At 42.1% G+C, this 24,963-nt stretch carries 22 protein-coding genes, 1 tRNA gene and 2 pseudogenes; 16 read left to right on the forward strand and 9 right to left on the reverse strand.

The window, feature by feature from the left end; genetic code table 11:
• Positions 1 to 28 precede the first annotated feature (28 nt).
• The 6 genes from AOC03_RS09025 to AOC03_RS09050 all read left to right on the forward strand — a co-directional run bounded on the left by AOC03_RS09025 (position 29) and on the right by AOC03_RS09050 (position 9,395).
• On the forward strand, positions 29 to 1,951 hold the full coding sequence (locus tag AOC03_RS09025; protein WP_062535259.1) for a hypothetical protein: 1,923 nt from the start codon (positions 29 to 31) through the stop codon (positions 1,949 to 1,951).
• Between the two features lie 172 nt (positions 1,952 to 2,123).
• Positions 2,124 to 4,214, forward strand: a complete 2,091-nt coding sequence (locus AOC03_RS09030) for an EAL domain-containing protein (RefSeq protein ID WP_062535261.1) — start codon at positions 2,124 to 2,126, stop codon at positions 4,212 to 4,214.
• A 70-nt stretch (positions 4,215 to 4,284) separates the two neighbouring features.
• Positions 4,285 to 4,932, forward strand: a complete 648-nt coding sequence (locus tag AOC03_RS09035) for a c-type cytochrome (protein ID WP_227514222.1) — start codon at positions 4,285 to 4,287, stop codon at positions 4,930 to 4,932.
• A gap of 160 nt (positions 4,933 to 5,092) precedes the next feature.
• Positions 5,093 to 6,073, forward strand: a complete 981-nt coding sequence (locus AOC03_RS09040; protein ID WP_157049352.1) for an AAA family ATPase — start codon at positions 5,093 to 5,095, stop codon at positions 6,071 to 6,073.
• Positions 6,074 to 6,126: 53 nt separating this feature from the next.
• Complete coding sequence (locus AOC03_RS09045; RefSeq protein WP_062535265.1) at positions 6,127 to 7,176, forward strand: DUF58 domain-containing protein; 1,050 nt, start codon at positions 6,127 to 6,129, stop codon at positions 7,174 to 7,176.
• Positions 7,173 to 9,395: a transglutaminaseTgpA domain-containing protein gene (locus AOC03_RS09050; RefSeq protein WP_062535267.1), complete on the forward strand. Its 2,223-nt coding sequence runs from the start codon at positions 7,173 to 7,175 to the stop codon at positions 9,393 to 9,395. Before AOC03_RS09045 ends, AOC03_RS09050 begins: the two co-directional genes overlap by 4 nt.
• 38 nt (positions 9,396 to 9,433) lie before the next feature.
• Here the strand turns inward: AOC03_RS09050 and AOC03_RS09055 are convergent, their stop codons facing one another.
• Positions 9,434 to 9,652, reverse strand: a complete 219-nt coding sequence (locus tag AOC03_RS09055) for a hypothetical protein (protein WP_062535268.1) — start codon at positions 9,650 to 9,652, stop codon at positions 9,434 to 9,436.
• Between the two features lie 241 nt (positions 9,653 to 9,893).
• Here AOC03_RS09055 and AOC03_RS09060 point away from each other — a divergent pair.
• From AOC03_RS09060 to benE, 5 genes and pseudogenes are all read left to right on the forward strand, one after another.
• Positions 9,894 to 9,970 (forward strand) — tRNA-Val (locus tag AOC03_RS09060).
• 115 nt (positions 9,971 to 10,085) lie between these two features.
• Positions 10,086 to 10,532 (forward strand): hypothetical protein, encoded by a 447-nt coding sequence (locus AOC03_RS09065; protein ID WP_062535270.1) that lies wholly within the window; start codon positions 10,086 to 10,088, stop codon positions 10,530 to 10,532.
• Positions 10,533 to 10,903: 371 nt separating this feature from the next.
• The gene (locus AOC03_RS09070) at positions 10,904 to 11,941 is read left to right on the forward strand and encodes a Fic family protein (protein ID WP_237182061.1); all 1,038 of its coding nucleotides are present in this window, start codon (positions 10,904 to 10,906) and stop codon (positions 11,939 to 11,941) included.
• A gap of 47 nt (positions 11,942 to 11,988) precedes the next feature.
• Positions 11,989 to 12,069, forward strand: a pseudogene (locus AOC03_RS12865) (1,6-dihydroxycyclohexa-2,4-diene-1-carboxylate dehydrogenase); the annotation flags it as partial.
• A gap of 144 nt (positions 12,070 to 12,213) precedes the next feature.
• A complete protein-coding gene (gene benE / locus AOC03_RS09075; RefSeq protein ID WP_062535272.1) occupies positions 12,214 to 13,419 on the forward strand; it encodes a benzoate/H(+) symporter BenE in 1,206 nt (401 codons plus the stop codon).
• A gap of 532 nt (positions 13,420 to 13,951) precedes the next feature.
• Here benE and AOC03_RS09080 read toward each other — a convergent pair.
• Entirely contained in the window at positions 13,952 to 14,890 is a 939-nt protein-coding gene (locus AOC03_RS09080; protein WP_062535275.1) for a helix-turn-helix transcriptional regulator, read from the reverse strand.
• Between the two features lie 689 nt (positions 14,891 to 15,579).
• Between AOC03_RS09080 and AOC03_RS09085 the strand changes: the two genes are divergently transcribed.
• The 3 genes from AOC03_RS09085 to AOC03_RS09095 all read left to right on the forward strand — a co-directional run bounded on the left by AOC03_RS09085 (position 15,580) and on the right by AOC03_RS09095 (position 16,966).
• Positions 15,580 to 15,948 (forward strand): hypothetical protein, encoded by a 369-nt coding sequence (locus AOC03_RS09085; protein ID WP_157049304.1) that lies wholly within the window; start codon positions 15,580 to 15,582, stop codon positions 15,946 to 15,948.
• 133 nt (positions 15,949 to 16,081) lie between these two features.
• Positions 16,082 to 16,417 carry a hypothetical protein gene (locus AOC03_RS09090; protein WP_062535280.1) on the forward strand — a complete coding sequence of 112 codons (336 nt, stop codon included), beginning with the start codon at positions 16,082 to 16,084 and terminating at the stop codon, positions 16,415 to 16,417.
• A gap of 126 nt (positions 16,418 to 16,543) precedes the next feature.
• On the forward strand, positions 16,544 to 16,966 hold the full coding sequence (locus tag AOC03_RS09095; RefSeq protein ID WP_062535282.1) for a hypothetical protein: 423 nt from the start codon (positions 16,544 to 16,546) through the stop codon (positions 16,964 to 16,966).
• Between the two features lie 483 nt (positions 16,967 to 17,449).
• Here the strand turns inward: AOC03_RS09095 and AOC03_RS13045 are convergent, their stop codons facing one another.
• The 5 genes and pseudogenes from AOC03_RS13045 to AOC03_RS09120 all read right to left on the reverse strand — a co-directional run bounded on the left by AOC03_RS13045 (position 17,450) and on the right by AOC03_RS09120 (position 21,486).
• Entirely contained in the window at positions 17,450 to 17,815 is a 366-nt protein-coding gene (locus AOC03_RS13045; RefSeq protein ID WP_084785824.1) for a transposase, read from the reverse strand.
• 38 nt (positions 17,816 to 17,853) lie between these two features.
• Positions 17,854 to 18,633 carry a transglutaminase-like domain-containing protein gene (locus AOC03_RS09105; protein ID WP_062535287.1) on the reverse strand — a complete coding sequence of 260 codons (780 nt, stop codon included), beginning with the start codon at positions 18,631 to 18,633 and terminating at the stop codon, positions 17,854 to 17,856.
• A 154-nt stretch (positions 18,634 to 18,787) separates the two neighbouring features.
• Positions 18,788 to 19,222 (reverse strand): annotated as a pseudogene (locus tag AOC03_RS09110) (hypothetical protein); the annotation flags it as partial.
• Positions 19,223 to 19,335: 113 nt separating this feature from the next.
• Positions 19,336 to 20,742 (reverse strand): NCS1 family transporter, encoded by a 1,407-nt coding sequence (locus AOC03_RS09115; protein WP_084785825.1) that lies wholly within the window; start codon positions 20,740 to 20,742, stop codon positions 19,336 to 19,338.
• Between the two features lie 45 nt (positions 20,743 to 20,787).
• The gene (locus AOC03_RS09120) at positions 20,788 to 21,486 is read right to left on the reverse strand and encodes an aspartate/glutamate racemase family protein (RefSeq protein WP_062535292.1); all 699 of its coding nucleotides are present in this window, start codon (positions 21,484 to 21,486) and stop codon (positions 20,788 to 20,790) included.
• A gap of 200 nt (positions 21,487 to 21,686) precedes the next feature.
• Here AOC03_RS09120 and AOC03_RS09125 point away from each other — a divergent pair, with 200 nt between their 5' ends.
• Together AOC03_RS09125 and AOC03_RS09130 are read left to right on the forward strand one after the other, a co-directional pair.
• Positions 21,687 to 22,337 carry a GntR family transcriptional regulator gene (locus AOC03_RS09125; protein WP_227514223.1) on the forward strand — a complete coding sequence of 217 codons (651 nt, stop codon included), beginning with the start codon at positions 21,687 to 21,689 and terminating at the stop codon, positions 22,335 to 22,337.
• A 682-nt stretch (positions 22,338 to 23,019) separates the two neighbouring features.
• A complete protein-coding gene (locus AOC03_RS09130; RefSeq protein ID WP_062535296.1) occupies positions 23,020 to 23,379 on the forward strand; it encodes a hypothetical protein in 360 nt (119 codons plus the stop codon).
• A 126-nt stretch (positions 23,380 to 23,505) separates the two neighbouring features.
• On the opposite strand, the gene AOC03_RS09135 is transcribed toward AOC03_RS09130, so the two are convergent.
• Positions 23,506 to 24,315 (reverse strand): sulfite exporter TauE/SafE family protein, encoded by an 810-nt coding sequence (locus AOC03_RS09135; RefSeq protein WP_062535298.1) that lies wholly within the window; start codon positions 24,313 to 24,315, stop codon positions 23,506 to 23,508.
• Positions 24,316 to 24,430: 115 nt separating this feature from the next.
• Positions 24,431 to 24,931 carry a flavin reductase gene (locus tag AOC03_RS09140; protein WP_062535300.1) on the reverse strand — a complete coding sequence of 167 codons (501 nt, stop codon included), beginning with the start codon at positions 24,929 to 24,931 and terminating at the stop codon, positions 24,431 to 24,433.
• Positions 24,932 to 24,963: the final 32 nt, after the last annotated feature.

Consider the following 24,963-nt stretch of genomic DNA (forward strand, 5'->3'; position numbering starts at 1 on the left):
TGCTAATAGTTATTAAGGAGCGACGAGGATGAACTTATCGACTTTTCAAACGTATTTAACGTCTAAAGCGCCCTTGGCAACGCCACCGCGCCATTACTTAAATGGTGAAGAAGAGCAGCAGCTATTAAAATGGGCTGCCAGCTTACCCGTACAGTCTGAAAACGAGCAGGCAAGTCAGTTAGAACAGATGCTCACTGAACTTAGCGTGGCTGAAATTGATGATGAGCTACGGTTACGCTTGATGAGTGTTGTCATGACGGCAACGGAGCGTTTGGTTGCGGCTTTACGTAAGCATTATATTTATGAGATAGGACCACTGAGCGATAGTCAGCTTGAGTTTGTGGAACAAGTGAAGTCATTATATTATTTAAATATATTGGTCTTTGATGCGGTGGTGCGCCGTGAACGTTTGGCGTTAAATTGTCGGCAGCAGCAACGTGCTCCGAATCCAAGCGCTTGGAAGCGCCTAATAAAGCCCACAGTCGCATTGCCATTTACCTTAGCGATTGCTATTTATCAATCGCTATTGAGTTATCAAAAACTATTATACGAAAAGGCGATTTGTTATCAAAATCCACCACTTTATATATGGTCGGCACTCAATCAGCTGTATTACTTAGCCTGTCAGCATAATATAGCGCAAATGGATTTAACCTCGCATGTGGTCACGCGGCAAGCGCGCAGTATCCATCAACTGTACTGCCAAATTTGTCTGCATAGCTTGCTTAATGTATTGGCAATGCGGCGCCCGAGTATATTATTGATACAGCGCTTGCTACCAGAGTGGTCGCTGCACATCAGCGCGACACTAGAACCACAAACCCAGACCCGCATTTTTATCGATTTAAAAAGTGACTGTCCACCTGAGTATCTGACGCCAGTCACCGTTATTAATCCGTACGAAGAGCATCAAGATTGCTTGTTTATTGAGCTTGAGCCACTGGCCGCTTACTTCCGTCAACGCCAAAATGAGTTGCTAGCCGTCAATCAAAAAATGACAGAATATCGCTTGATTACTAAGATTTTAATGGCAATAACGCATCGTTATATTAACCGTCAAATGAACATAGCATCTAGATATAGCCCCAAAAAACGGGGCACGGTAATTACCTGCTTTAATGATATTCATTATCACGTCGCAGGGAAACACAGCTTAATGAGTATGATTGCGGCACAAGATTTATCGGCTGAGTATCTACCGCGCTACGACACCGCCCCTAGAAAAGATGCCACGCCACCAGCATTTGAAATAGAGATGTATGACTGTACCAAAACAAGGTCTACTTTTAGAACATTGCGCTTGCTTACCGCTCAAGATATCGTAGCGCAGCAAGGGGTGTTGAACTCTGAAGCGCAAAAGCATAAAGACGGCAGCAAACAAAGTAGTAATGTATTAATACCGCCTTTAACCGAGATATTTGAACCCATAACCATGAAAGAAGCTGCAACAGTAAGTGATAGTGTGCTCACCAGCTTTTTAGCGACTGCGCCGCCGCGCTTATGCATTATGAGCTTGTTCCTATTGTGTCACCATCAAGACCAAGAGGGTCAAGAAAAAAGTGCTCAAAAGCAAGATACTCAAAAATATAGCCATCAAGCAGACGATTATCAAGAAAATGATAAAGAAAACTGGTCATTGGGCATGGTACGTTGGCTAACTATTGATGCCGAGTACGTGGAAGCAGAAGCGCAAATTTTGGGCAATGCGCCAACGGCTTGTGCACTGCGTCTTGATAATCGAGACAATCGTAGCCAAAGCTTTATCCCAGCCTTACTGTTAGCCGCTGAAGATGACTTGCAAACGACCTCTAGTTTATTGGTGCCGTCTTATCATTTTAAAGTAAACGATAAGGTGATTATTCGTTTAAACGGTGAGCAAAAACCGTTGCGTCTACAACAGACCTTATTAAGTACAGAGGAGTTTACTCAATACGAAGTCGTGCGGCTGTGATGAATCGTTGGAAAACGGCTATTTTTAAGCCAATCTCAGACGTTTCGGATGGAATTAGCATTATTAGTCAACATAAAGTGAGATAAATTGTAGTATAAATTATTTGACCCTTTATAATTGATACCATGATTAAGCCATACCTCATTTTATGGCAAAACGGAAAAGGTCTGTTATGCGAAATAATGCTCTCTTGAATCTATTAGTGATAGACGAAGATCAGCTGTATGCTGAACGTCTGGTAAAGTTATTGTCCTCTTATTATGAAGAGGTTAATTTGGGCTTTTTAGATGATAAAGAGGAGCTATTAAAAGCATTACGACATCAGTGGGATGTATTGGTGTTTGGACGGGCTTATGATTTAAGCTTTACCGACGTGGTGGGTGTCGTTCAAGAACAAGATCTTGATTTGCCCATGATTGCGCTCATGAGTGATGATATGGCAGTGACAGGTTGCAATGATGACGGTCTACCAGCCGTGATTGATGGCAACATGGTCAAAGCGTTAGTGGCAGAAAAAGATACTCAAATCGTTATGGCAATATGCTTGCAACATGCCAACTTATGTAGCCGTCAGCAATTAAAAGCATTGCGTTATGTCTTATCAGAAGCTGAACAACGCGCTAATATCTTAATTAAAAACTCTAAAAGTGCGGTTGCTTATTTGGATCAAGGGATTCATATTTTCGCCAATGACCCTTATCTGGAATTGTTCGGCTTTGATACCGTTAATAATATTATTGGGGTACCTGTCATTGATTTAATTGCGGGCGGTGATAACATCAAAGCTTTTAAGCGGTTTTTAAGTCAGTTTGATAAAGGCAGTCGCGCTCAAGTTGAGTTTAAATTTGAAAGCCGCCGCACGGATGGCACTACTTTTGAAGCCGAATTACAATTGGCTGCTGCCACTTTTGAGAGTAAGCCAGTCACGCAGATTATTATTCAACAAAACGATAATAGTACGGAGATAGCCAAACGCTTGGCTGTAGCTGAGCGTCAAGACAGTTTAACGGGATTAAATAATCGCCGCGGATTTGAAGAGCATTTTGAGGCGTTATACCAATTGGTGCTAGTAGGTAAAACGAGTGCGGCTCTGCTATATATTCAGTTGGATAATATCGGCAAAATCCGTAACAGCTTAGGTTTACAAGGGATTGATGCGACGATTAAACAAGTAGGCTATGTGTTAGATGAGCTGATTGTTGATGGTTATGTGAGCCGATTTAGTGATACGGCATTCACCATTTTAGTTGAAAACTTAACGACGCAAGCACTCACAGCGTTGGCGGAACGTATTCGCATTACCATCGGCGACTTGTATATCGAGGTAGAAAAACGCACTACTAACACCACTGCTAGTATTGGCATGGTTAAAATAGAGTCTAATGCTGCTGAGCCGAATATACTCCTTGAGCGTGCTATTGATGCCATTAACCAGATCAGAGAGGACACTCAAAATCTCGGTAATGCTTATCATCTCTATGATCCTAGTGCCCATGCCAGTAGCGATGATGATGCGCTGGCAGAATCATTAATGAATGCGATTGCCAATAATCATTTTGAGTTACTATTCCAACCTATTTATGATGTTAATGCTGACCGTAGTGATTTCTTTGAAGTGTATTTACGCTTGCCGTTAGCGGATGCTGATAATACTATTTTAATGCCCAATCAATTTATGGCCGTTGCCAAAACGCATAATCTCCGTGAAAAAATAGATCGTTGGCTATTGATTAATGCTTGTAAACAGCTGAATGAGATTCGTAAACTGCATCCGCAAGCACGCATATTAGTACAATTAACCAGCGCTTCATTAGTGGATAAAAAACTACCTAATGTCGCCAGCCAATTGATTAATGCAGTGGGTGGGGTGGCGGATGCGCTAACGCTACAGTTTAATGAAGAAGAGGTTGCCAATCATTTGTCTATGGCAAAAATACAGTTCACCGCCCTTAACCAAGCCCGCTGCCAAGTAGCGATTCGCAATTTTGGGTCATCTGAAAAATCGGTTGAAATTGCTGGTATTGTGCAGCCGAACATGATGAGATTGGCGCGTACCTATGTTGACGGTATCAATAACGCAGATAATCTGGATACGGTGAAGTCGCTTATCCTACGAGCGAAGGCGCTAAATATTGATGTACTCATGCCCTACATCGAAGATGCGGCGACCATGTCCGTCGCTTGGAGTGTCGGTGCGCGTTATTTGCAAGGCTATTATCTTGAAGAACCAAGTAAAACCATGACTATCGCTACTGAAAAATAGCGCGTACCATGAAGTATGTTGCCCTTAAGTCATTGATACAACAATCCTTCTAATAATAAGCCTAATCGTTATGCCTAATATCAGTACGCTTTATATCAATCAGCCTTATACTAAAAAGCTTCAAATCAGCACTGTTTTAGTGGTGCCATTAATGGTCATATCGATGCTAACGCTTAGCGCCTGTAAGCGCACGCCGCCTGATTATCGTGAGGTTGTGACCTTGCCCTTATATACCGAAGGTGACGCTGATAAAGGCGCGCTGATTTATGAAGACGCTTGCGGACAATGTCACCAGCTGAATCCGGGCAGTAATAAAAAAGGTCCTCAGCTAATGAACATCTACGGCGCTCCTGCTGCGGAGTTAGCCGATTATAACTATAGTGATGAATTAATCGCATCGGGCTGGGTATGGGATGCCAAAACGTTAGATCCTTATATTGCTGATACTGAAAAAGCCATGCCAGGGTCAAAAATGTTGGCAGATCCAATGCCTAATGCGAGTGAACGGGCAGACGTGATTGCTTATTTATCCACTTTGCGCGCTGCTATTCCTGAGCTGGATGCTGAGGGATTTCCAGTAAAAGTGAGTGCTGATAAAGGTGCTAAGCCAGACAGCACGCCAGTAAGCAAAACAAAAACTGAGCGTCCGCAAATGAGTAATGAGCCAGTCGATGTCTCATCAGATCCTACCCAAAAACCAGCTGCCGATTTTCAATAGACTGACTGCTCACTAGGTTTGTTTGATTTAACTCCGTGCATTACATTTTAAACGCCCTGTTATTCCACTTATAATAATAAAAAATCGGTAATTTACAATGCGCCAAAGCCATGCTTACGATTCATTGCCACAATCAGAACCTTTATTAGCAGAGTCAGGTATGACTACTGGCATTGCTAGTGCCACGCCTACAGAAGCGGATTACCTGACTAATCAACGTCAAGTTGCCCAGTTATTAACCCAATTGAATCAAGTGGTTTTAGATAAGCCGCGCGTGGTCAAGTTGGCGCTCAGTTGTGTGCTTGCCGGTGGGCATTTATTGCTGCAAGACTTACCTGGTATGGGAAAAACGACGTTAGCGCAAGGGTTGGCGCAATTACTCGGACTGACCTTTAATCGGGTGCAATTTACCAATGATATGTTGCCCGCTGATATTTTGGGTATGAATATTTATGACCAAGCCAAGTTGGGTTTTGAGTTTCGTAAAGGTCCTATATTCACTCAGTTATTATTAGCAGATGAAATTAACCGCTCTAGTCCTAAAACGCAAAGTGCGCTACTTGAGGCAATGGAGGAGCGCCAAGTATCACAAGACGGACAGACGTATCGTTTGCCAAAACCATTTTTTGTGATTGCGACCCAAAATCCAATGCAGCAAGCCGGTGTCTATCCGTTACCTGAGTCGCAATTAGATCGGTTTTTGATGTGTTTGTCACTTGGTTATCCGTCACCCGCGGCTGAGCGCGCGCTGTTGCAAGGTCAAGATCGCCGTGAGCTGCTAGCAAGTTTAGATGCAGTGCTCGATACCGAGGCGGTACTATTGGCGCAACAAGGGGTGCAGCAGGTTTATGTTGCCGATGTGGTGCTGGATTACTTGCAGCGTTTGGTTGCAAAGACGCGTATCAGTCAAGAATATCATGGGTTATCACCACGAGGCGTATTATCCTTACAGCGTGCCGCGCAAGCGTATGCGTATGTTTCTGGGCATCAAGAGGTGTCGCCTGAGGATATTCAAGCGGTTTTTGCCGCGGTTGCCGATCATCGGTTGGGGCAGCGTTTTATACCGACGCATGCCGTCAGTGGACAAGCAGCGCTCAGCATTGCTCAGCGCATTATGGCGGAAGTTTCAGTTATCATTTAAATTAAAATCTTAAATCTGCTTTGATGTAAATGCGTATTATCAATAGGGTGATTATGAAACGTTTACCCCGTACCTTGACACAACCTATGACGGCGGCGATGGCACGATGGTTTGCAAAACGTGCGCCCAAAAATGATACTGCCACGCTTAATTTGCGCAATGTTTATATATTTTTTAGTAAAGAAGGCGCGCTTTTCGCTTTATTACTGGTCATTACTTTTGTTGCTGGTATCAATTATGCCAATAACTTGGTACTAGGATTGTGCTTTTATTTGGTCAGTGTCTGGCTGATTAGTTTTCATATCACCTTTGCCCATATTTCAGGTTTGCAAATACGTTTGCTTGACGTGACGATGGCAGAAGCGGGCGCGCCAGTGTGGGTCACGCTACAACTGCGTAGCGAGAGTCGACAGCCTAGACGGCAACTGATATTTAGCTTTGATAAAACCATTAAACCAAAGACGGCTAAGCACCGCAATGATAAGCAAAATGACCGTAAAGTAGATAATAATCCCCGCTCACAAATCTTATTACCACGTTTACAAGACGAGCAAATTATTCGCCTCGCCATTCCTACTTCTCATCGCGGTGAGCTTGAATTACCACGCTTGCAAATTAGCACGGTGTATCCTTTAGGGATTATGCGTGCATGGTCTTATGTTTATTTTGCGCGCACTGCTTGGGTCTATCCTCAGCCTGAAACCTTTGAATGGCAAGCACACTATTTGGTAGCCCATAACGATAATTTGCCGACAGGCGGACAATATACGCAAGGACAAGATGATTTTGAACGTCTGGATAATTATATTGAAGGGGAATCGTTAGCGCGGGTATCGTGGGCACATGTAGCGCGTGGGCAGGGTATGTTTACCAAGCATTTTGCCGATCCTATCGGTTATGAGCAGACGTTAGATTATGCGGATATGCCTGCGACGCATCATGAGCAAAAATTGGCGCAACTGGCGTATGGGGCGCTTGAGCTTGGGCAGCGCGGTGTGCCGTTTCAGATGCAACTGCCTACGGATACCCACACGGCGACGACTATTGGTCAAGGTGAATCATACGCCCAAGCCTGCTTATTACGGTTGGCAAAAGCACCATGACCGCTTCTAATAGTTCGTTAATGAATCATTCTTCTATTACTGACGCAGCACATCAATCTGGCTTTGAGCAACTGGCATTGGGTCAGCGCATCAGTTCTTCGAATAATCCAGTCACCCATAATAAATGGTATAACAAGTTATTGGCACTGCCTGCTTATTATTGGGTGCTCATCACGCAACTTGTGGTTATCTTGCCTCATGCGGCTCACTTGCCGTTATGGTTGATGGGGTTTGCGTTGGTCAGTATTATCGCGCAGCACCCGCGTATTAAGGCTAAATTTAGAAAAAAACGTCATTTAAAGCGCTTGTATCAAGGCATGCAAATGCTGGGCTTTTTAATGGGGCTGGCAGGTTTATGGCTAACGTATAACGGCTCCTTTGGGCTCGATATGGGCGTGGCATTTTTAGTTCTGTGCTTAATTAGTAAATTATGGGAGCTTTATAAGCGCCGTGATGCTTATGTGGTACTTAATTTATCGCTATTTGTGCTTGCTGCGTTATTCTTGATGGATCAAGGATTGCTGACCACATTAGAAGTTATTATTGGGGTCATTACCGTTTTATTGGCGTTTATTGCGCTCAATGATGATGGTAATACATGCGGTGATGGGCGCTTGCGGACGCTTGGTATATTAGGGGTTTCCGCATTACCATTGTTGGTGGTGCTGTTTTTATTTTTCCCACGTTTGCCGCCTTTATGGTCGGTGCAATTATCAGGTAACCAAGCGACTACTGGCATCTCCGATAGTATGTCGCCGGGTGATTTTGCTAATTTAGGGCAGTCGACGGCATTGGCATTTCGCGTCGAATTTGAAAATAAGCGTCCGCCGCAAGAGCAGCTTTATTGGCGTGGTTTGGTATTTAGCGACTTTGATGGCGTCACGTGGCGACCCAATCGTGACGTAGAACAATGGCAGTGGGCACCTGAACAGCAAACGCCAACTTGGGTTGTGGATGCGCTAGCGACGGCTGCTGATAAAGTAAAGCTGGATCCAAATCGTTATGAGATGGTTTTGGAACCTACGCAGCAGCGCTGGTTGTTTGGGCTTGATTATCCTTTTACCCAACGTCAAGATATCAGTTTGACCTCAGATTTTACCTTATCAAGGAATCAACCTGTTACCCAGCAATTGCGCTATGACGTCTTGCAGTTTACACCCATGCGTATTGACCCTACGCTTAATGATGCCGCACGTCGTCTTAATTTGGCGTTGCCCAGTCAAGGTAATCCTAAAGCACGCGCGCTTGCCAAGCAGCTGTTTGCGCAAGCAGGCTCTGACCCTGTACGCTATATGAATGCGCTTGAGCGTTGGATTAATCAAACAGAATTTCGCTACACCTTATCGCCGCCACGTCTGAATAAAAACCGTATTGATGACTTTCTATTTAACACCAAAGCGGGGTTTTGTGAGCATTATTCTTCAAGTTTTACCTTTATGCTGCGCGCTGCCGGTATTCCTGCGCGAGTAGTGGCAGGCTATCAAGGTGGTGAGCCGAGCCGTGGCGGAACGGTCTGGGAAGTTAGACAAATGGACGCCCACGCTTGGACTGAAGTATGGCTGGTAGGACAAGGGTGGGTACGTGTTGATCCGACCAGTTTTGTCGCGCCTGAACGGGTAGAAAAGGGCATGAACGCCTTGACACAGCAACAAGGGGCAGCGCTATTCGGAGAAGGGGCGAGCGCACAACTCAGCTATCAGCACTATCAAATGCTACAAAGTTTACGCCGCTTATCGGATCAAGCCAGTTATTATTGGCAAAAAGACATTGTCGGTTACGATCAAGAAAGCCAAGCAGGTTCGCTGTTAAAGTGGTTTAACATCCGCTCAATTACTCAACAAATCGCTTGGATGGCAAGTATTGCCCTGATAGTCATGGCGCTTTTAACCATAATGCTTTGGCAACGCAGGCGTAAGCGTTGGCATCCAGTGGATTTGCCCCTTATTCAGCTCTCTAAACATCTTGGCAAACGTCATAAAGCACTGGCTCGTAATGATAACGAGGGACAATTGGCGTGGCTTGAGCGGTTGGAAATTAGTATCATAGAATCTAATGACAGTGTCCCAAGTCATGGAGCAGCAATGGTAAAAAATATTGATGAGATTAAAAAGAATTACCGACAACTGCGTTATAGTCCACTGAGCGCTCTTAATACGCGCTCTGTAGAATATCAGCAAACACTACGACAGCTAAAAAAATCAGTACTGCGATTTAAATAGCGGTCGTGCAAAATCACCATATCAAAGATATAAAATATCTATTTGCTACTGGCTTTAATATTTTGGTTTGCTACGTGCTGATGGTTCGTCACGGTGTCTGCTTTTGTAGATACTTTAGACTGAATTTTATCGTGGTATTTAGTGGTGATGGTTTGCTTCGGTATGTTTTGACTGGCGCTATGATGGGCTTCGCAGGCATAAGCCGCGCTCGTAAACAATAATGGCAATGTGATTAATAGTAATAAAAATGGCTTCATGTAAAATTTTCCTTGCTTGTCAAGAGTACGCATTAAGAGCTGTAGAAGTGATCGAGATATGGCAATTATTGATGCAGCAAATCTTAAAAAAATCAGCTGCCATATCGCTAAATTATTATATTATAAAGTGCCTAAAAATAATCGAAATATGATTTGAATGCGCTTATTAAAATCATAATTTTATTTATGAATAAAAAAGCTTGCAAATTACGAGAAACTTGCTAAAATACTCAACCTAAATAGGCGTATAGCTCAGTTGGTTAGAGCGCTACCTTGACATGGTAGAGGTCAGCAGTTCGAGTCTGCTTATGCCTACCAAATTTAGAAAGCCCCAATCTTAAGATTGGGGCTTTTTTTTGTCTGTAAAATATGGGCTGTAGCGATTTTTATTTATTTTTAGTTGTCCGTAATTAAAACTGATAACAATGAACAGATGCTACGCCAATCAACCAAAGAGATAGGAAGATTATTTGGAGAATGGCAACTGAACTTCGGTAATAAAGCACCTGTCAAAAACTATCCTGTTCAAAAAGCGGCATTGTGGGCAAAAGTAATTTTATATATGCAACCAACGGCTGAGCAATGGCAACAGGCTAAGGAGCGCTCATTATTTGAGGAGTGGCCACCAAGCTCAGCACGTGACTTGCTAGCATTGGCATCAGTGGATAATCAGTACTATCCAGAGATGCGCCAAGCGTATATTGATGCTGCAGTGAATCGAAAGTATCACCATGCCGTGGTCTATGAAACTGCGCGTCGAGTAGGGTTTTGGGAGATAAAGAGTCAGTCTGAGACAATCACTTATAAACGCTGGCAGCAGTTATATCCTGAAGTGTGTTATGAGCATACAACTGGCACTGACTTTGCCATGCCACAGTGAAGACAAATCACGCACAAGCATATACCGATGGCGGATGATAGTCCGATGGCGGCTAGGGTCGATGCATTTTTGAATGGGTTTAGAGGACAGCATGAGATTAATACTTAAGTTTTAATTTCTGAGTTAAGTTATACGAAACCCCATGAGATCAAATAACAATTGTCCTGCCCTACCATAGCTGCAATCTCATTATTTAAGCTGATTTGTTGTTATTGAAATGGCATTTTATTGTCTTATGTAATTAGTCTCTGCATAATATAAGGAAATTAAAGCCTTATTCTCTGCATATTATTGAGAAAAACCTGAAATACGTGACCTATATCTATTAATATCCAAATTAGACCGAATGGCAATGGTCAGATAAAAAACTGTTGCCAATTGTCAGTCGTGTGCGCTTATTACAAGGCCGTCTGCTTGGTAAGCTGCAAACGCTAGGGTTTGATCTGAATGTCGAGGCACAATTAGATGCTGTCACTTTAGAAGTTGTTAAAACCTCCGAGATTGAGGGTGAGGCATTAAATAATGAGCAAGTACGTTCCTCTGTCGCACGGCATTTAGGGATAGATAATGGGATTATGCCAGCTGCGACTCGTGAAATTGATGCGGTGGTCGAGATGATGCTTAATGCTACTTATCACTATCAGAAACCATTATTGTTGGATGATTTATTAGGGTGGCATAGGGCGTTATTCCCAGACGGCTATAGTAGGCTTTATCGTATTAAAGCGGGTAGTATCCGTGATGACAGCCAAGGACCAATGCAAGTGGTCTCTGGTGGTTATGGTCGTGAGCAGGTTCACTTTGTTGCGCCTAGTGCCGATACGCTATCAAATGAGTTAGACCAGTTTCTATCTTGGTTTAATACACCACCATATCAGCAGGATCATATAGATTTGGTCATCAAAGCCGGTATTGCTCACTTATGGTTTGTGACGATCCATCCCTTTGATGATGGCAATGGACGCTTGACTCGTGCCATTACCGAAAGAGTGCTGGCACAAAGTGATGACAGTACCCAGCGCTTTTACAGTATGTCAGCGCAGATTCTAAAGAAGCGTAACGATTATTATAAAATACTGGAGCGTACCCAAAAAGGGGATACGGATATTACGGATTGGCTGGTCTGGTTTCTACAAACGTTAGAGCAAGCACTTATTGCTGCTCAAACGATGACAGATACAATCGTCAATAAGGCCAGTTTTTGGCAGACGCATCGGCAGCATGCCTTGAATAAGAGGCAGGTTAAAATGTTCAATATTTTATTAATCAACTTTTATGGCAAACTGACGACGAAAAAATGGGCCTTGATGACTCAGTGTTCTATTGATACAGCACTACGAGATATTAATAATTTGATAGAGAAGGGTATACCCCAAAATATTGGTGACTTTAACAAATTAAGTAAATAAAGTTGTTTATATAAGTAATGCTTTATAGTCAAGTACTTTTCACTTAGATTGATAGTAGCTTGATGGAAAGATATAGCACGATAAATGAGCAAGTGAATGCTATCGCCTTTTTAGCTTCTGATAAATGATCGTATATCACGGGTAGTACTATATCTGTTGGCGATGGTGATAAGGATTAACACCATGTATTCGAGATGGGACGTTATGTTGTAGCTAACACACTCATCCCATCTACCGACCTATGAAGTAGTGCCGATTTACATGGAGGCAATATGGCAACCGTAATACAAACTCTGAAAGAAGACTGGTCAGTCTCAGCATCCGTTGCCGGTTTTTTAGCCGTACTTATCTCTTACGCTGGCCCTTTAATCATTTTCTTTCAGGCAGCACAAGCGGCACAAGTTCCAGATGCAATGGTGGCCTCTTGGATTTGGGGCGTATCTATAGGTGCTGCTGTTCCTGGCATCTATCTATCGATAAAATATAAGACACCCATTGTTACCGCATGGTCTGCACCAGGTACAGCCCTACTCATCACGCTATTCCCACAGATAAGTATCAATGAAGCCGTTGCTGCTTATATTATCTCAGCCATTGCTATTTTTATTGTTGGAGCAACGGGTTATTTCGACAAAATTTTAAGATGGATTCCTAACGGTATTGCCGCTGGGATGATGGCAGGTATTCTATTTCAGTTTGGCTTAGAATTGTTCAAAGCTACCGATACCATGCCATTTATTGTCTTTAGTATGCTTGCTTGCTATCTATTCGCCAAACGCTTATCACCACGCTATACGATGATTTGGGTATTACTTTGTGGTGTCATTTTAAGTGCTTGGTTTGGCAAGATGAATCCTGTCAATTTTAACGTAGCGATAACTGTACCAACACTTATCTCACCTGAATGGTCATGGAACTCGACTTTTAACCTTGCCATTCCGCTTATCCTTGTCAGCTTAACGGGACAGTTCTTACCCGGTATGGCTATATTGAAATTAAATGGTTATGAGACGCCAGCTAAACCTATTATCGTAGTTTCTAGTATCGCCTCATTAGCGGTTGCCTGCGTTGGCGGTATTACTATTGTACTCGCAGCGATCACTGCGGCACTGTGTACAGGCAAAGATGCTCACGAACTTAAAGAAAAGCGCTATATTGCCGGTGTCGCTAATGGTATCTTTTATTTATTCGGTGGTTTATTTTCCGGCAGTATTGTGATGGTATTTAGCTTGCTACCTAAGGAGCTGATTGCAGCATTGGCTGGTCTGGCGCTAATAGGTGCCATCTCTGCTAATATTACCACTGCTATGAAAGACGATGGTCAAAGAGACTCGGCTTTAATTACTTTCTTAGCGACTGCATCTGGTATGCATTTCTTAGGGCTTAGTTCAGTATTTTGGGGCATTGTTATCGGCATGATTGCACATTATGTTTTGACTAAAAAACGCTTACTACCAAGTCTTGGTAAGCAAGACTAGCTGAAGCCTTCATATTACCCTGCTTTATTTTCTAAATAATTCATTTATCTTGGCACAGGATAATGTAAAACATATTTTTTTGGGTATATCCTCTTTTTACAAGTAGTTTTGACCGGTAGCGATGCGTTATTAGTGCGTTACAGAAAAGGGGGCTAACTGGCCAACATATCAATAATTTTTTATAATGATGCTCTGAAAAATTTACAGGGCTAACAACTATGAAAAAATTTTCCCAAAATGGCTTTGTATTACTTACGGTTGCTACGTTTATTACTGCCTTTTACTTTTTTTCGCTATACAACAGTAAAGCGCATTAAGTTCAGCTTGACTATGATTGCAACTGCTAATCCAATAATTAAGAGGCATTCTGCTATTAGTTGCAGTATGGCCTTATCAATTTTCATCAATTACCCCTCAAATCATCTGATAATTATAAATAATTTTCTAGTAATCGTGTTTTTCACTGATTGCTTGCTACTAATCAAAATGACCTTACCTGATAGCAAACCGTCAGATCATTTTGAAAGGTCAGTTATCTAGAACAGGATGGTGAATATTGCTGTTGGTATACCTTAGGAGACATGCCATACACGCGCTTAAATGCCTGGCTAAAGGTTGAGTTTGATGCATAACCAACCATCTCACTGATTTGACCAATACTGTTTTGGTGTAAACGTAGATGACGGGCAGCAAGACGTAAGCGGTAATCCGTTAAATAACTCAATGGAGGCACACCAACGGTCTCTTTAAAGCGTTGAGTAAAGCTTGAACGAGACATCCCAGCCTCGTTAGCAAGCTCATGAGTCGACCAGCTATGATTTGGTTTACCATGCATTACAGTCAGCGCCTTAGATAAGTGCAGATCCTTCATGGCGAGTAACCAACTGTCTGACGTCTTAGGTAAGCTTTCGATATGAGTACGCAAGCACTCAACCAATACAATACTGGCCCAAAGATTAATCATCGCCAGTTTACCCAAACGCTCATATTCCGACTCTAATATTATAAACCCAACTGCCTCATCAAGCGCTTTAAACCGACTCTCGTGCATATCGTCGTGTTCAGGCAGAATAGCGGGTAGTGCAGATAATAGGGGTAGCAGTAGCTCTTTATCATAGTGGCACTCAACTAATATTAATTGCACCTTTAGCGAGCCGTCCTCAGAGGCGTCAACAACACCTTGGCTACAATTAAGCGACGCCTTATCCAGTGGCTTGGCATCATCGCCATGATGACCTAAGGCATAACACACATGCTTATGGGCATTGGGAATCATCACCATGTCACCCGCATATATTTTTCGTGACATCTCTCCGATGCTAATATGAAAGCTACCCGACTGAACTAAGTAGAAATATACCGCATCGCTACTCGTTATAGAGTACGCCCAGTCCCCTGAAAAATTCACACCATAATATCTAGTGTCAGTTAAGTGCTGCGTTTGCTGCAATAACGTACTAAGCGCGTCCATCTACCCTATCCTTAATAATTTATGATCAGCAGAACCTGACGCTTAACTTTCTAATCTACTCATCATTAACTAAGTAAAAAGAGTGATTTAGAAAGCATAGGCTGTGATGGAATATAAGCGGTCGTATGTTTAACATGAATTAAATAATAAGTAAACATATGTAAATCAATAATAATAGAAAATATATGGTTTTCTTGTAGCAAGCTATGCTTGATTCCATCCATATCTGGCATCTAAGAAGTGAATACATTTCCTGTTTGGATATTACTCATCCATATCTTTAGGCTGTAGCTAGCCATACTTCTATCTGGTTTAAGTCATAGGATATCTATAATAACGACAGAGGAAATAAGTATTTTTGACGGGATTTATAGTCAACATGTGTTTATTGCCTAGATATGTTTAGTTTAAGCCCATGATTGTGTATTCTGATTGCAAAATATTGAGCAGATGTACTATGTTGTTATCAATAACTTATTTTCGCTGCGCCATATTTTCAATGAAGCATTTATATCAATTAAAAACAATAAATTATAATGAATAATAATAAAAAATAAGAATTTAGAGGAAGCTATGGTTAGTGCGATCAGATTAAGTAATTCATGACGATCGCATCTTTTTTTATCAGGCAAGTTTTTTTGATGTCGTGATAGCGAATCCTCATTAATCTCTGGCTGCGAGAAAATAAAATGAATGATTATTTTGATTTTTCAAATTATGAACTGGATTTAATCAAGAGTGGCTTATGGATCATGATGACCGAAAAAGCCAAAAATAGTATAGAAACTACAGAAATAAAAGCTGAGCAGAACCATGAAGAACTCAGCTTAAAGTTGTTTGAATTATGCTTAAAAATTAAATCCCTTAATGATAACCATATAAATTTAACCCCTTATGAGCTGAGTTTAATTAAGAGCGGCTTAATGTTTTTAGCCGATTTTACTTACCAACAAAGCTTAGAAGACACAGACGAAACACAATACTACGAAGATTTTGATTTACAGTTTGTCGAAATATGGAAAAACATTCATAACACGGAGTCAGGGCAGAGGCATTGAGCTCACTGAAAAATAGTCATTTATCCGTTAGCTACTCAGCCAACAATAGGTAACTGCTATGAGGTTTGCTAAATTCTTTGGTGACTCTGAATACGAATTGTAGTTAATGTTTAACTTTTAGCTAGGATGCTTTATGGGCATTATTAAAATAATCCAATCGTCAATCGATCATGAGTTAGAAAAAAAATACACTTCCATTCGTCAGACGGCTGCGCGCTTAAAAAAAGCTGCACGTCCTTGTGTTTGTGGAGGTATAGCGCCTCCTATTAAGACAAAAATTTATACCTATCGATGTATCCGATGTGATAAGCGATTTACCAATGTCAGTGATGATTCGGGACGTAGAAATCTGAATGATTTCTTAAACGCCTCATTCAAAGAATTTAATCACTTACTTGATATGGACTATTACGATGAGGCGATTGAGCTTTTGAAACAGAGAGCAAACGTCTCTGATAGCATAAATTAGTCATCGTCTATCATCTAGTGCAGTGCATTTATAGGCAGCCAGTTTATAGATTGAAAAATTGACTAAAAAATACACTAGCTTTGTTTGTATACCTTTTATCTAATATTAAAATAAGGACAGTACATCATGCCAAATCAAGATCTTAATACCAGTCAAGTAGAAAATGAGTCAGTAGCCTTTCCTAAAAATAGCGCTATAACGTCTGTAGAGGTTTTAAAAGGCGATGATGTCATCTCTGAAGAATCCAAAAAATCTGATCCTCATAAAGAAGATAAATATAGTGTAACTATTGCTAATATCTATCAATGGGCAGCTAAGCTTAAAGATGATTTTAAGTCTGAAGCCTCTGATATGACGCATGAAGTCTCTGAAAAAGCGGCAGCTATGTTACTGACTAAGCTTTTAAAAAGTATAGACGCAGAACTAGAAGGATTCGATAAGAAAGTAGAAGACTCTAAAAACTTGGTGGCAAATGCAGAAGAAGAGCGCAAGAAGATTGCTGATAAGAAAGAAAAGTATCAAGGTATGATAGACCAACTAGAAAGCTAATTAGCAATCACTCATGACGCTATTAAATGAATAGTAGCAGTACGCAACACTGGACTAAGACTAGACACACTTAACTGCCTATCATGAATAAGGATTTATTATGAATCTCACTTCTAAAAATAAACTGAACTCATTGGTAACATCTATACATTATAATTCTAGCTGTACTTGTCCGAAATGTGGTTGTACCTGTTCAGCGACTTGTGATAAATGTTGTCTGTGTTCAAAATGCTGTCAGTGTGGTGAAAAGTAAGAAATCGAACTGCTAATATTAGAGATTACTTTAATATTTATTAAATAAGTAGCATGGGTGATTATCATCAAGCTGTCTAATTAAAGTCTCCCAAAGTATTGTCTACTGATTTGACAGCAGGGGTCATAACGGCTTCTGCTTTAAATTCTGTGCTATAAGTTCTGGTTTTCTTGGTCATGGTAAACTCCTCATCGAGTCGTTAGTTTACCAAGTTTATCTCTACGGTTTCTTCAGCATAGCTCAGTTCGATGCCTGTATAGCGCACCGAACATATACTGATAACTCATTGAGTGAATATACCACTTTGAAAATGGGTTTAGAAACTGAATAGGGATCAGTCCTAAAAAGGCAGCAGCCTGAGACGCTTTAGTAAAGTTTTTATCGTGCATGAGGGACAGCATCTGTCTCGAGACAATAACACCGACGCCGTTACTCGTTTGTAGCAGATCTTGAGCTTGCTTATTCTTGGACACGCAACATGGCATGCCTACCGTGTCCTTGATCCGTTGAACGAAGACCTTGATCCGCAGAGTGAAGAGCGCGAAACCGATTGAGCAAGACCACTGCCGTCTCACGCCTATTATGGCGGCGGTCATTGTCTTAAACGCAGGCCCGCATGCCTAGGGTCAGGATACTAAGCTTGTCTGGTCACCGATACCGATTGGTTGACCAATTCCATGGATCCGAACCCAGTTAAGAACGCGACGCTGGACGCGTCAGATCCAACACCGATGCGGGCCATCGTGTCGGCATCTGCCATGCCTGTCGGATCAATGAGGTGCCAGCTCCCCGCGAGATAGACCTCGGCCACGGCATGAAAGTCCTGTGGCGTCACATCGGGCGCATAAACGCTCGCGAACCTAGCCGGTATCGACGATGCGCGCGCTAGTGTCACGAGAACATGCGCGAAGTCGCGGCATACGCCCTGACGTTGAACAAAGCTGTCGAGCGCGGTAGTTTGTGCGTGGCTCGATCCGGGCACATAGCTAAACGTCGACTCGATCCAATCGCGCATCGCGGCAATCCGTGCGCCGCCAGCGAGATCGCCAAACTCGGCGTCCACGAAGGCTTGGAACTGGTCTGACGGGCAATAGCGAGACGGCATCAAATGCTTGATCGTCTCTCCGGGCAAAAGATGGAGGGGCGCTTGAGGCAGTGCCGATATGTCCAAAGCAGGACGGTCAACGGCAATTTCTGCGATATAAGTGCAGCTAAAATCCCATTCGGAGCGGATCCAAATCCGCTCTCCTATGCCATCATCCGCGGCGACCCGTGAAAAATACGCAACGTCTGATGTCCAAATCTCGGCTGAACGCACCTGCTGATCCGCAAGATCGGCGGCTTCGATCTGAAGCAACAAGTCCATCGGCGCGGAGAGCCGATAATGGAGTTTGACGTTAAGTTTCAGGATCATGTTCGAACTCCCTAAGGGTATTGATCTGGCGGGCTGACGATCGCGTGGGGCTTTCTGATCGGCGCGAGGCGACACCTAAGCCGCGCAGGTCTATCGAAACCGGGATCTTTTGCAATGAATCGCCCCAACTATATCAGAGATTGGTTTACTTGAGTCAGGCAGCAATGTCTGACAGGGTTAAATTATTATAATACCGCTTTTCAAATTCAAAAGGTGAGACATAACCAATTGCACTATGTAATCGGGCTTTATTAAACCTGAGAAGCGTTAAAAATCGATGAATTATCGATTTAGCTTTGCAAGACGAGAGCTGTGCTCGAAGTGCCATCCATTTAAGGGTTGCCAGTTCAACATCGTTCACCCCATGCCACTGCTCTTTTAGGTACTCAATCACCTCAGACTTATATAGCCCGTTGACGGTTTTAGCCAAGGCATTATTGTATGAATCGCCTGTTGTGCCAACGGAAGCAATCACGCCGCAATCATCCATGCTAGAAGTATAGCGAATGGATAGATACTGAATGCTGCGATCGCTACGATGAATCACATCTTTGGGCTTGTTTCTGTCTGCTAGCGCTTGATTTAACGCTGCCCTTCTTCCCATAACAGACGTTATGACAAATGACCATATTTAATGTAAAAAGAGCAGGAATCTACCGGATTCACTGCTCTTTTTTATATCGTTAAGTTGATATTGTATTATTAAGTTGTTTTTTCAAAAATAGTGCCTCTTTTGAATCTAGAGCTTTTAAACATTGTTTTCGTAATAATCGGATAAGCAATACCGGCAACGATTAATCCTATCAGCCAAGCAAGGTCAACGAATACGAATGCTGCCGCTGTCCCGATACCAAGTGCCAGTAGGGCTGAAGGGTTCACACCATCAAAGCATCCGTCTTTTTTGTATAACTCTTCGATATCAATATGCTGTTTTCTCATAAAGTAGAAGTCAACAAGCAGAATGGCAATTAACGGTCCAAGAAAAGCTGAGTAGACATGAACAAAAGTATCCAATCCTTTTGCATTATCGTCCTGCACTAATAACCACGGGAATGATCCCATTGCCAGCAGTCCGGTAATGGTCACTGAAGCTTTGTAGTTCAATTTCGTAAATAGTTGCACAACATAAGCGGGCGTAACAATGTTTGCGACCAAGTTGACTGCAATAGCACCAAACACAATAAAGATAGAGATGAATAACTGCATATAAACGCTATCAAATAATGCTGGTAGTCCTCGCGCTGGATTCGTAAAACCTGTCGCACTTGCAAGCATAGCGCCCACAACAATTACCGAGCCATAAGCCACGATAATCGGCACGAAGTAAAGAAGTCCTCTTTTTCTATCGGTGTAACCTGTTTTTAGCTCGCGTGAATAGTCTGCTGCACTTAAAAAGATAGCCGCATAGTTACCAAGAAACACCATAATATAAGCAAAGAACTCAATTCCCCATGTACCTTTGGCATTAATCCAGGACGTTGAAATGGCTGCACTGTGATCTTTCATCAATATGATAAATACGGTAATGACGATACCCATCAGCACGATAGATGCCACCGACTCAACTACTTTAATGCTCTTAAAGCCTTTCATTGACAGCAGTATTTGCGCAACTATAAGAATAATAAATCCGACAAATACATTATCGAAAGCCCCACTCGACAATATTTTAAACACTTCATTTAATGCGGTACCGCCGATCCAACTTTGAACACCATACCAAATCACAGCAGGCACTGCTCGAAGCAGCGAAGAGAGCAGCGTTCCTTTCTTACCAAATGATGCTCTTAAGTGAGCCACGTAAGGAATACCGTATTTATAGCCTGCTCTGTCGTTTAACGCAAAGAAGGTAGAAACGATTCCGATGGCAATTAATGCGGCCGTAATGGTCTGCCAAATATTCAATACTGCCATACCTGCAACGATAACACTCGCACCGAGTGTCATATTACCCATGTTCACGCCGTCTCCGACCCACAAGGACATATAACCAAATGCACCTAACGTTCTATCTTCTGGGCCATTTGGCTTAAGGCTTTCGTCGCCTGTCGTTTCAACAGCTATAGTATTTACTTCTGCTGTCGCTACATAACCTTCTTTATAATCCATTACGTTCTCCTTCCTTGGAACAATTTTTAATATGCTATAAGCTTATTAAGCTTGAATTGGTAATGCATAAGCCCCAATTTTACTGGTTTTTAGTCCGCAGCTTACTAATGCTTCAACCATGCGCGTTGCTACAGTGACACCGTCAATCACAGGAATACCCGTTTCTTCAGTCAACCATTCTGTCAGGTCAGCCATACCAGCACAGCCTAAAACGATAGCCTCACAGTTATCTTCATGAATTGCCCGCAAAATTTCGTCACGGACTTTTTCACGCGCTCCTGAACCAGCTTCTTCGAGTGCAAGTACAGGTATTGCCGCAGAGCGCACTCGTCTACACCGATGTGACAAACCGTAGCCATGAATAAGCTCCTCAATCACAGGTACAGAACGCGGTAAGGTCGTCACGACACTAAAAGAGGTCGAGATCATACTTGCTGCTTTGACTGCCGCTTCACAAATCCCAAGAACGGGACCTGAAAAGACCTCACGACAAGCCCCAATACCCGGATCATCAAAACAGGCGACGACTACGCCATCCACGCCTTCCGCTTCCGCTTGTTTTAAGCGCGCAAGCAATCCCGGAACAGACATGGCTTCATCATAGTGCCCTTGGATAGAAGCAGGCGCATTGGTTCCGGAAGCGCCAATAATTGTAGTGCCAGTACTTGCCTTTTGACGAGCGCTTGCTACGATTTTATCTGTCATAGATGCTGTTGAATTAGGGTTTATCACTAGAATATTCATAGAGTACCACCATCAATTATTTAGTTAATAATAAAAAATATTGTTAACAATTTATGTTAACAATCATTGTTAACTAAATTTGCTAACAAAACAATAGATATTTTTATTAATTCTTGTTAAGAATGGTTTAGCGAACTATAATCGCCCTCATGATGAAAATAAAAAAGATAGAGACTGAAACTGACGAAATACCAGAACAGATGATTATTAATTCAATCACCGCTGCGGTATCAGAGCAGCGGCTGCCTGCTGGAACAAAGTTAGTAGAAACAACGTTAAGTGAACTATTTAACTGTAATAGAGCCAATGTTAGACGGGCACTTTCTACGCTCGCTACTATGCATGTGGTCCAATTACGACCTAACCGAGGTGCCTTTATTTCAACACCTTCGCCTAAAGAAGCAAGCGATGTGTTTGAAGCTCGCCGTACCATTGAACGAATCGTAGCCTGCAATGTTATTAAGAATGCTTGTGCACAAGACATCGTTGATATGCGAGCAACCATAGCTGCTGAAGCCAAAGCACGCGCGCAAGGTGACAAACCAGCTGAATTACGCTTATCACGTAAGTTTCATATGGATTTAGCTGCCATTGCTGATAATCAAGTTTTAGAGAAATTTTTGAGCGAACTGACGCTGCGTACCACATTAATCATTGGCTTATATAACACGCTCGGCTCTTCGAACTGTGCCGAAGATGAGCATTCGCGTATTGTGCAAGCGATTGAGGCAAGAGATGAAGAACAGCTGATTCGATTAATAGATCAACATTTGAAACATTTAGAATCGAGTCTTGACTTTGAACGCTCTATTGAACCTCTTCCTACTTTAGCAGAACAATTGAACGCTTGATGCTTTCCCAAACTGAGCGTAACTACCTCACCCTGATATTATTAGAAACGTCACATCCTAGTAAAAAGAAAAACCACACTTTTTAGACTAAAAAGTGTGGTTTTTTTTGCTTATGGAAGCTCTCAGCATCCATATGGTCAGTTATAGCAGTCATTTCCCCTAAAATTAGCCACGTACCTGAAATTCCACGATAATGGAATAAGAAATATAAAATATATCTGTTAATGTGTAAGCTCAAAGCTTCGATGCCTGCATTGAAGCTCATGAAAAATGAAATAGAGAGCTAAAACAAGCTATTATCTGAGAGCGTCGGTAGGCTGTATAAGTCTGAAGTGATTGAATATCTAAGAGGAAACTGAAATGGCGTAAATAAAATTGAGCTGACGATTTTTAAATGGATGAACTGGTTCGAGAAGACTCGTTTGTATAGTACGATTTGGCGAGTGTCATCTTTTGAGTTTGAATAATAGAACAACGATAGGTTCACTCAGTGTATGTCTTGAGCTTAACGTTAAGTTTTTTGACTAGGTTATTAGGTAATATTTTGAGCGTGTACGACATGGTAACCAAAAATACGTTCCTAAGTGGATTGAACGATCTGTTCAGGAAAACTTTTACTCACGTTTATATGTTTATGATTATATACTGCATAGCTTAAGGCATCGTAAAGATAGGGTTAATTATGAGTATAGTGTTTTTTGGGCTAGGGTTAGCGCTGCTTGTGTTTTCTATAGCGTCTCTCTGGTATTTATTCCAAACAGTCAGAATCATGTGGGGATTCAATTTTTTTATAGCGATTGCTGCGGTATTGTTAAACCCACTGGTGCATATCATTTTTTACTTTTTCCCTCAAGATGGATTTGACAGCTATAAAAGGGGATTATTCAAAAAGTACTTTTTCTCTCTGGTAGCAATTTTTGTAATAGGGGCTGCTGCTTCTGTATTAATACCAGCGATGGAATCTAAAAAACGCATTGACGCTATGCACGATGATAAAAGAGAGCCGTGGGAGTGGGTTATACGTGCTGAAAGACTTGATTAGGTTATTTATCATACACATCTCCGCTTGGTAGAGGAGTCACAATACTGTCTAAATCCTTATTTAGAGCAATGAGTTATAATAGATATAAGACTAAGCAGTGTATTTTAGAAACTTACATATAACTACTCACAGCAGCCCTTTTACAAGGAAAAAACTTCCTATAACCATTAATAACACCGCAAAACATTTTTTTAATAGTTGTGGTGATAACATATGAGCGACTTTGGCACCTACTTTAGCGGTGAAAAAACTCATAATGCTAATCCCTAAAAAGGCATAAATGTGGACAAAGCCAATCGTATTAGGAACAGTGACTTGCGCCTTCATCCCAAAAACCATAAATCCTAACGCACCTGCAATCGCAATGGGTAGACCACACGCTGCTGACGTGCCAACCGCTTTTTGCATGACCACACCATAACGTGTGAGATAAGGAACGGTTAAGCTACCGCCACCGATACCAAAAATGGCAGAAGCCACACCGATACCAGCCCCTGCCGCTAATTGCTTCGGCGTGGACGGTAGTGTTTTATCATTGGCATTGGTAGCGGTCTGTTTTTTGCCACCCTTAAACATAGTAAAGGCAACCCAAAGTAAAAATAGTCCAACCATTACCTGAAGATGAACCCCAGACAGCCATCCAGCAATTCCTGCACCAACAAAGGATCCTATCGCCATCCCCGGTGTCAGGTTTTTAAATACCGACCAGATGACGCCACCCTTTTTATTGTGTGCCATTAAGGAGCTGATAGAGGTGACAACAATGGTCGCCAGTGACGTACCTAGAGCCAAATGCATAATCGTGTCAGCAGGGTAACCCATTTTGGTAAAGACAATAAACAGCAAGGGTACGATGATAGTGCCACCGCCCACACCAAACAGCCCAGCTGCAAATCCTGCTAGCGCACCTATGATTAAAAAAATGATTAATTCCACGAGACAGTTACTTCTTAATTAGATTGAGTTAAATGGTTGAAGGGTATTGTGGTCAGATAACAATTAGGGTCTGTTAAATTTTAACAGACCCTAATACAGTGATGTAAGTACTGATTTAAGCGCTTTCTACTTCAGCGACTTGCCCAACTTGATGATAAGCCCGATTAAAATATATCAAACTCTCATTTTGTTGGCTTTGCTTGATGGCCACAACACGACACATAAAAATACTATGCGTGCCAACTTGCTGAATTTGTTCAATCTCACAATCAAAACTGACCAGCGCATCTTCTAAAACAGGAGCGCCTGTGGTTAGTTCGGTCCAAGAACCTTGCTCAAACCGCTCTTCTGAACCCAGTTTAGAGGCAAAGGTATTGGATATGAGTTCATGCTGTGCGCCTAATACATTGACACTCAAAATTTTATTATCAATAAAATGGGCATGTGAGCGTGATGTGTGATTCATACAGACCAGCAAGGTTGGTGGCGTATCGGTGACGCTACATACCGCAGATGCCGTAAACCCATGAGCACCCGATGCATCTTTGGTGGTGATCACGCTAACTGCAGTAGTTAACAACGCCATGCCATTTTTAAAATCGATTTCTTCAATCATCACTTACATTCCAAATTTAACTATTGCTTTTG

Origin of the sequence: Psychrobacter urativorans, assembly GCF_001298525.1 — a bacterium.
Taxonomy (GTDB): domain Bacteria; phylum Pseudomonadota; class Gammaproteobacteria; order Pseudomonadales; family Moraxellaceae; genus Psychrobacter; species Psychrobacter urativorans_A.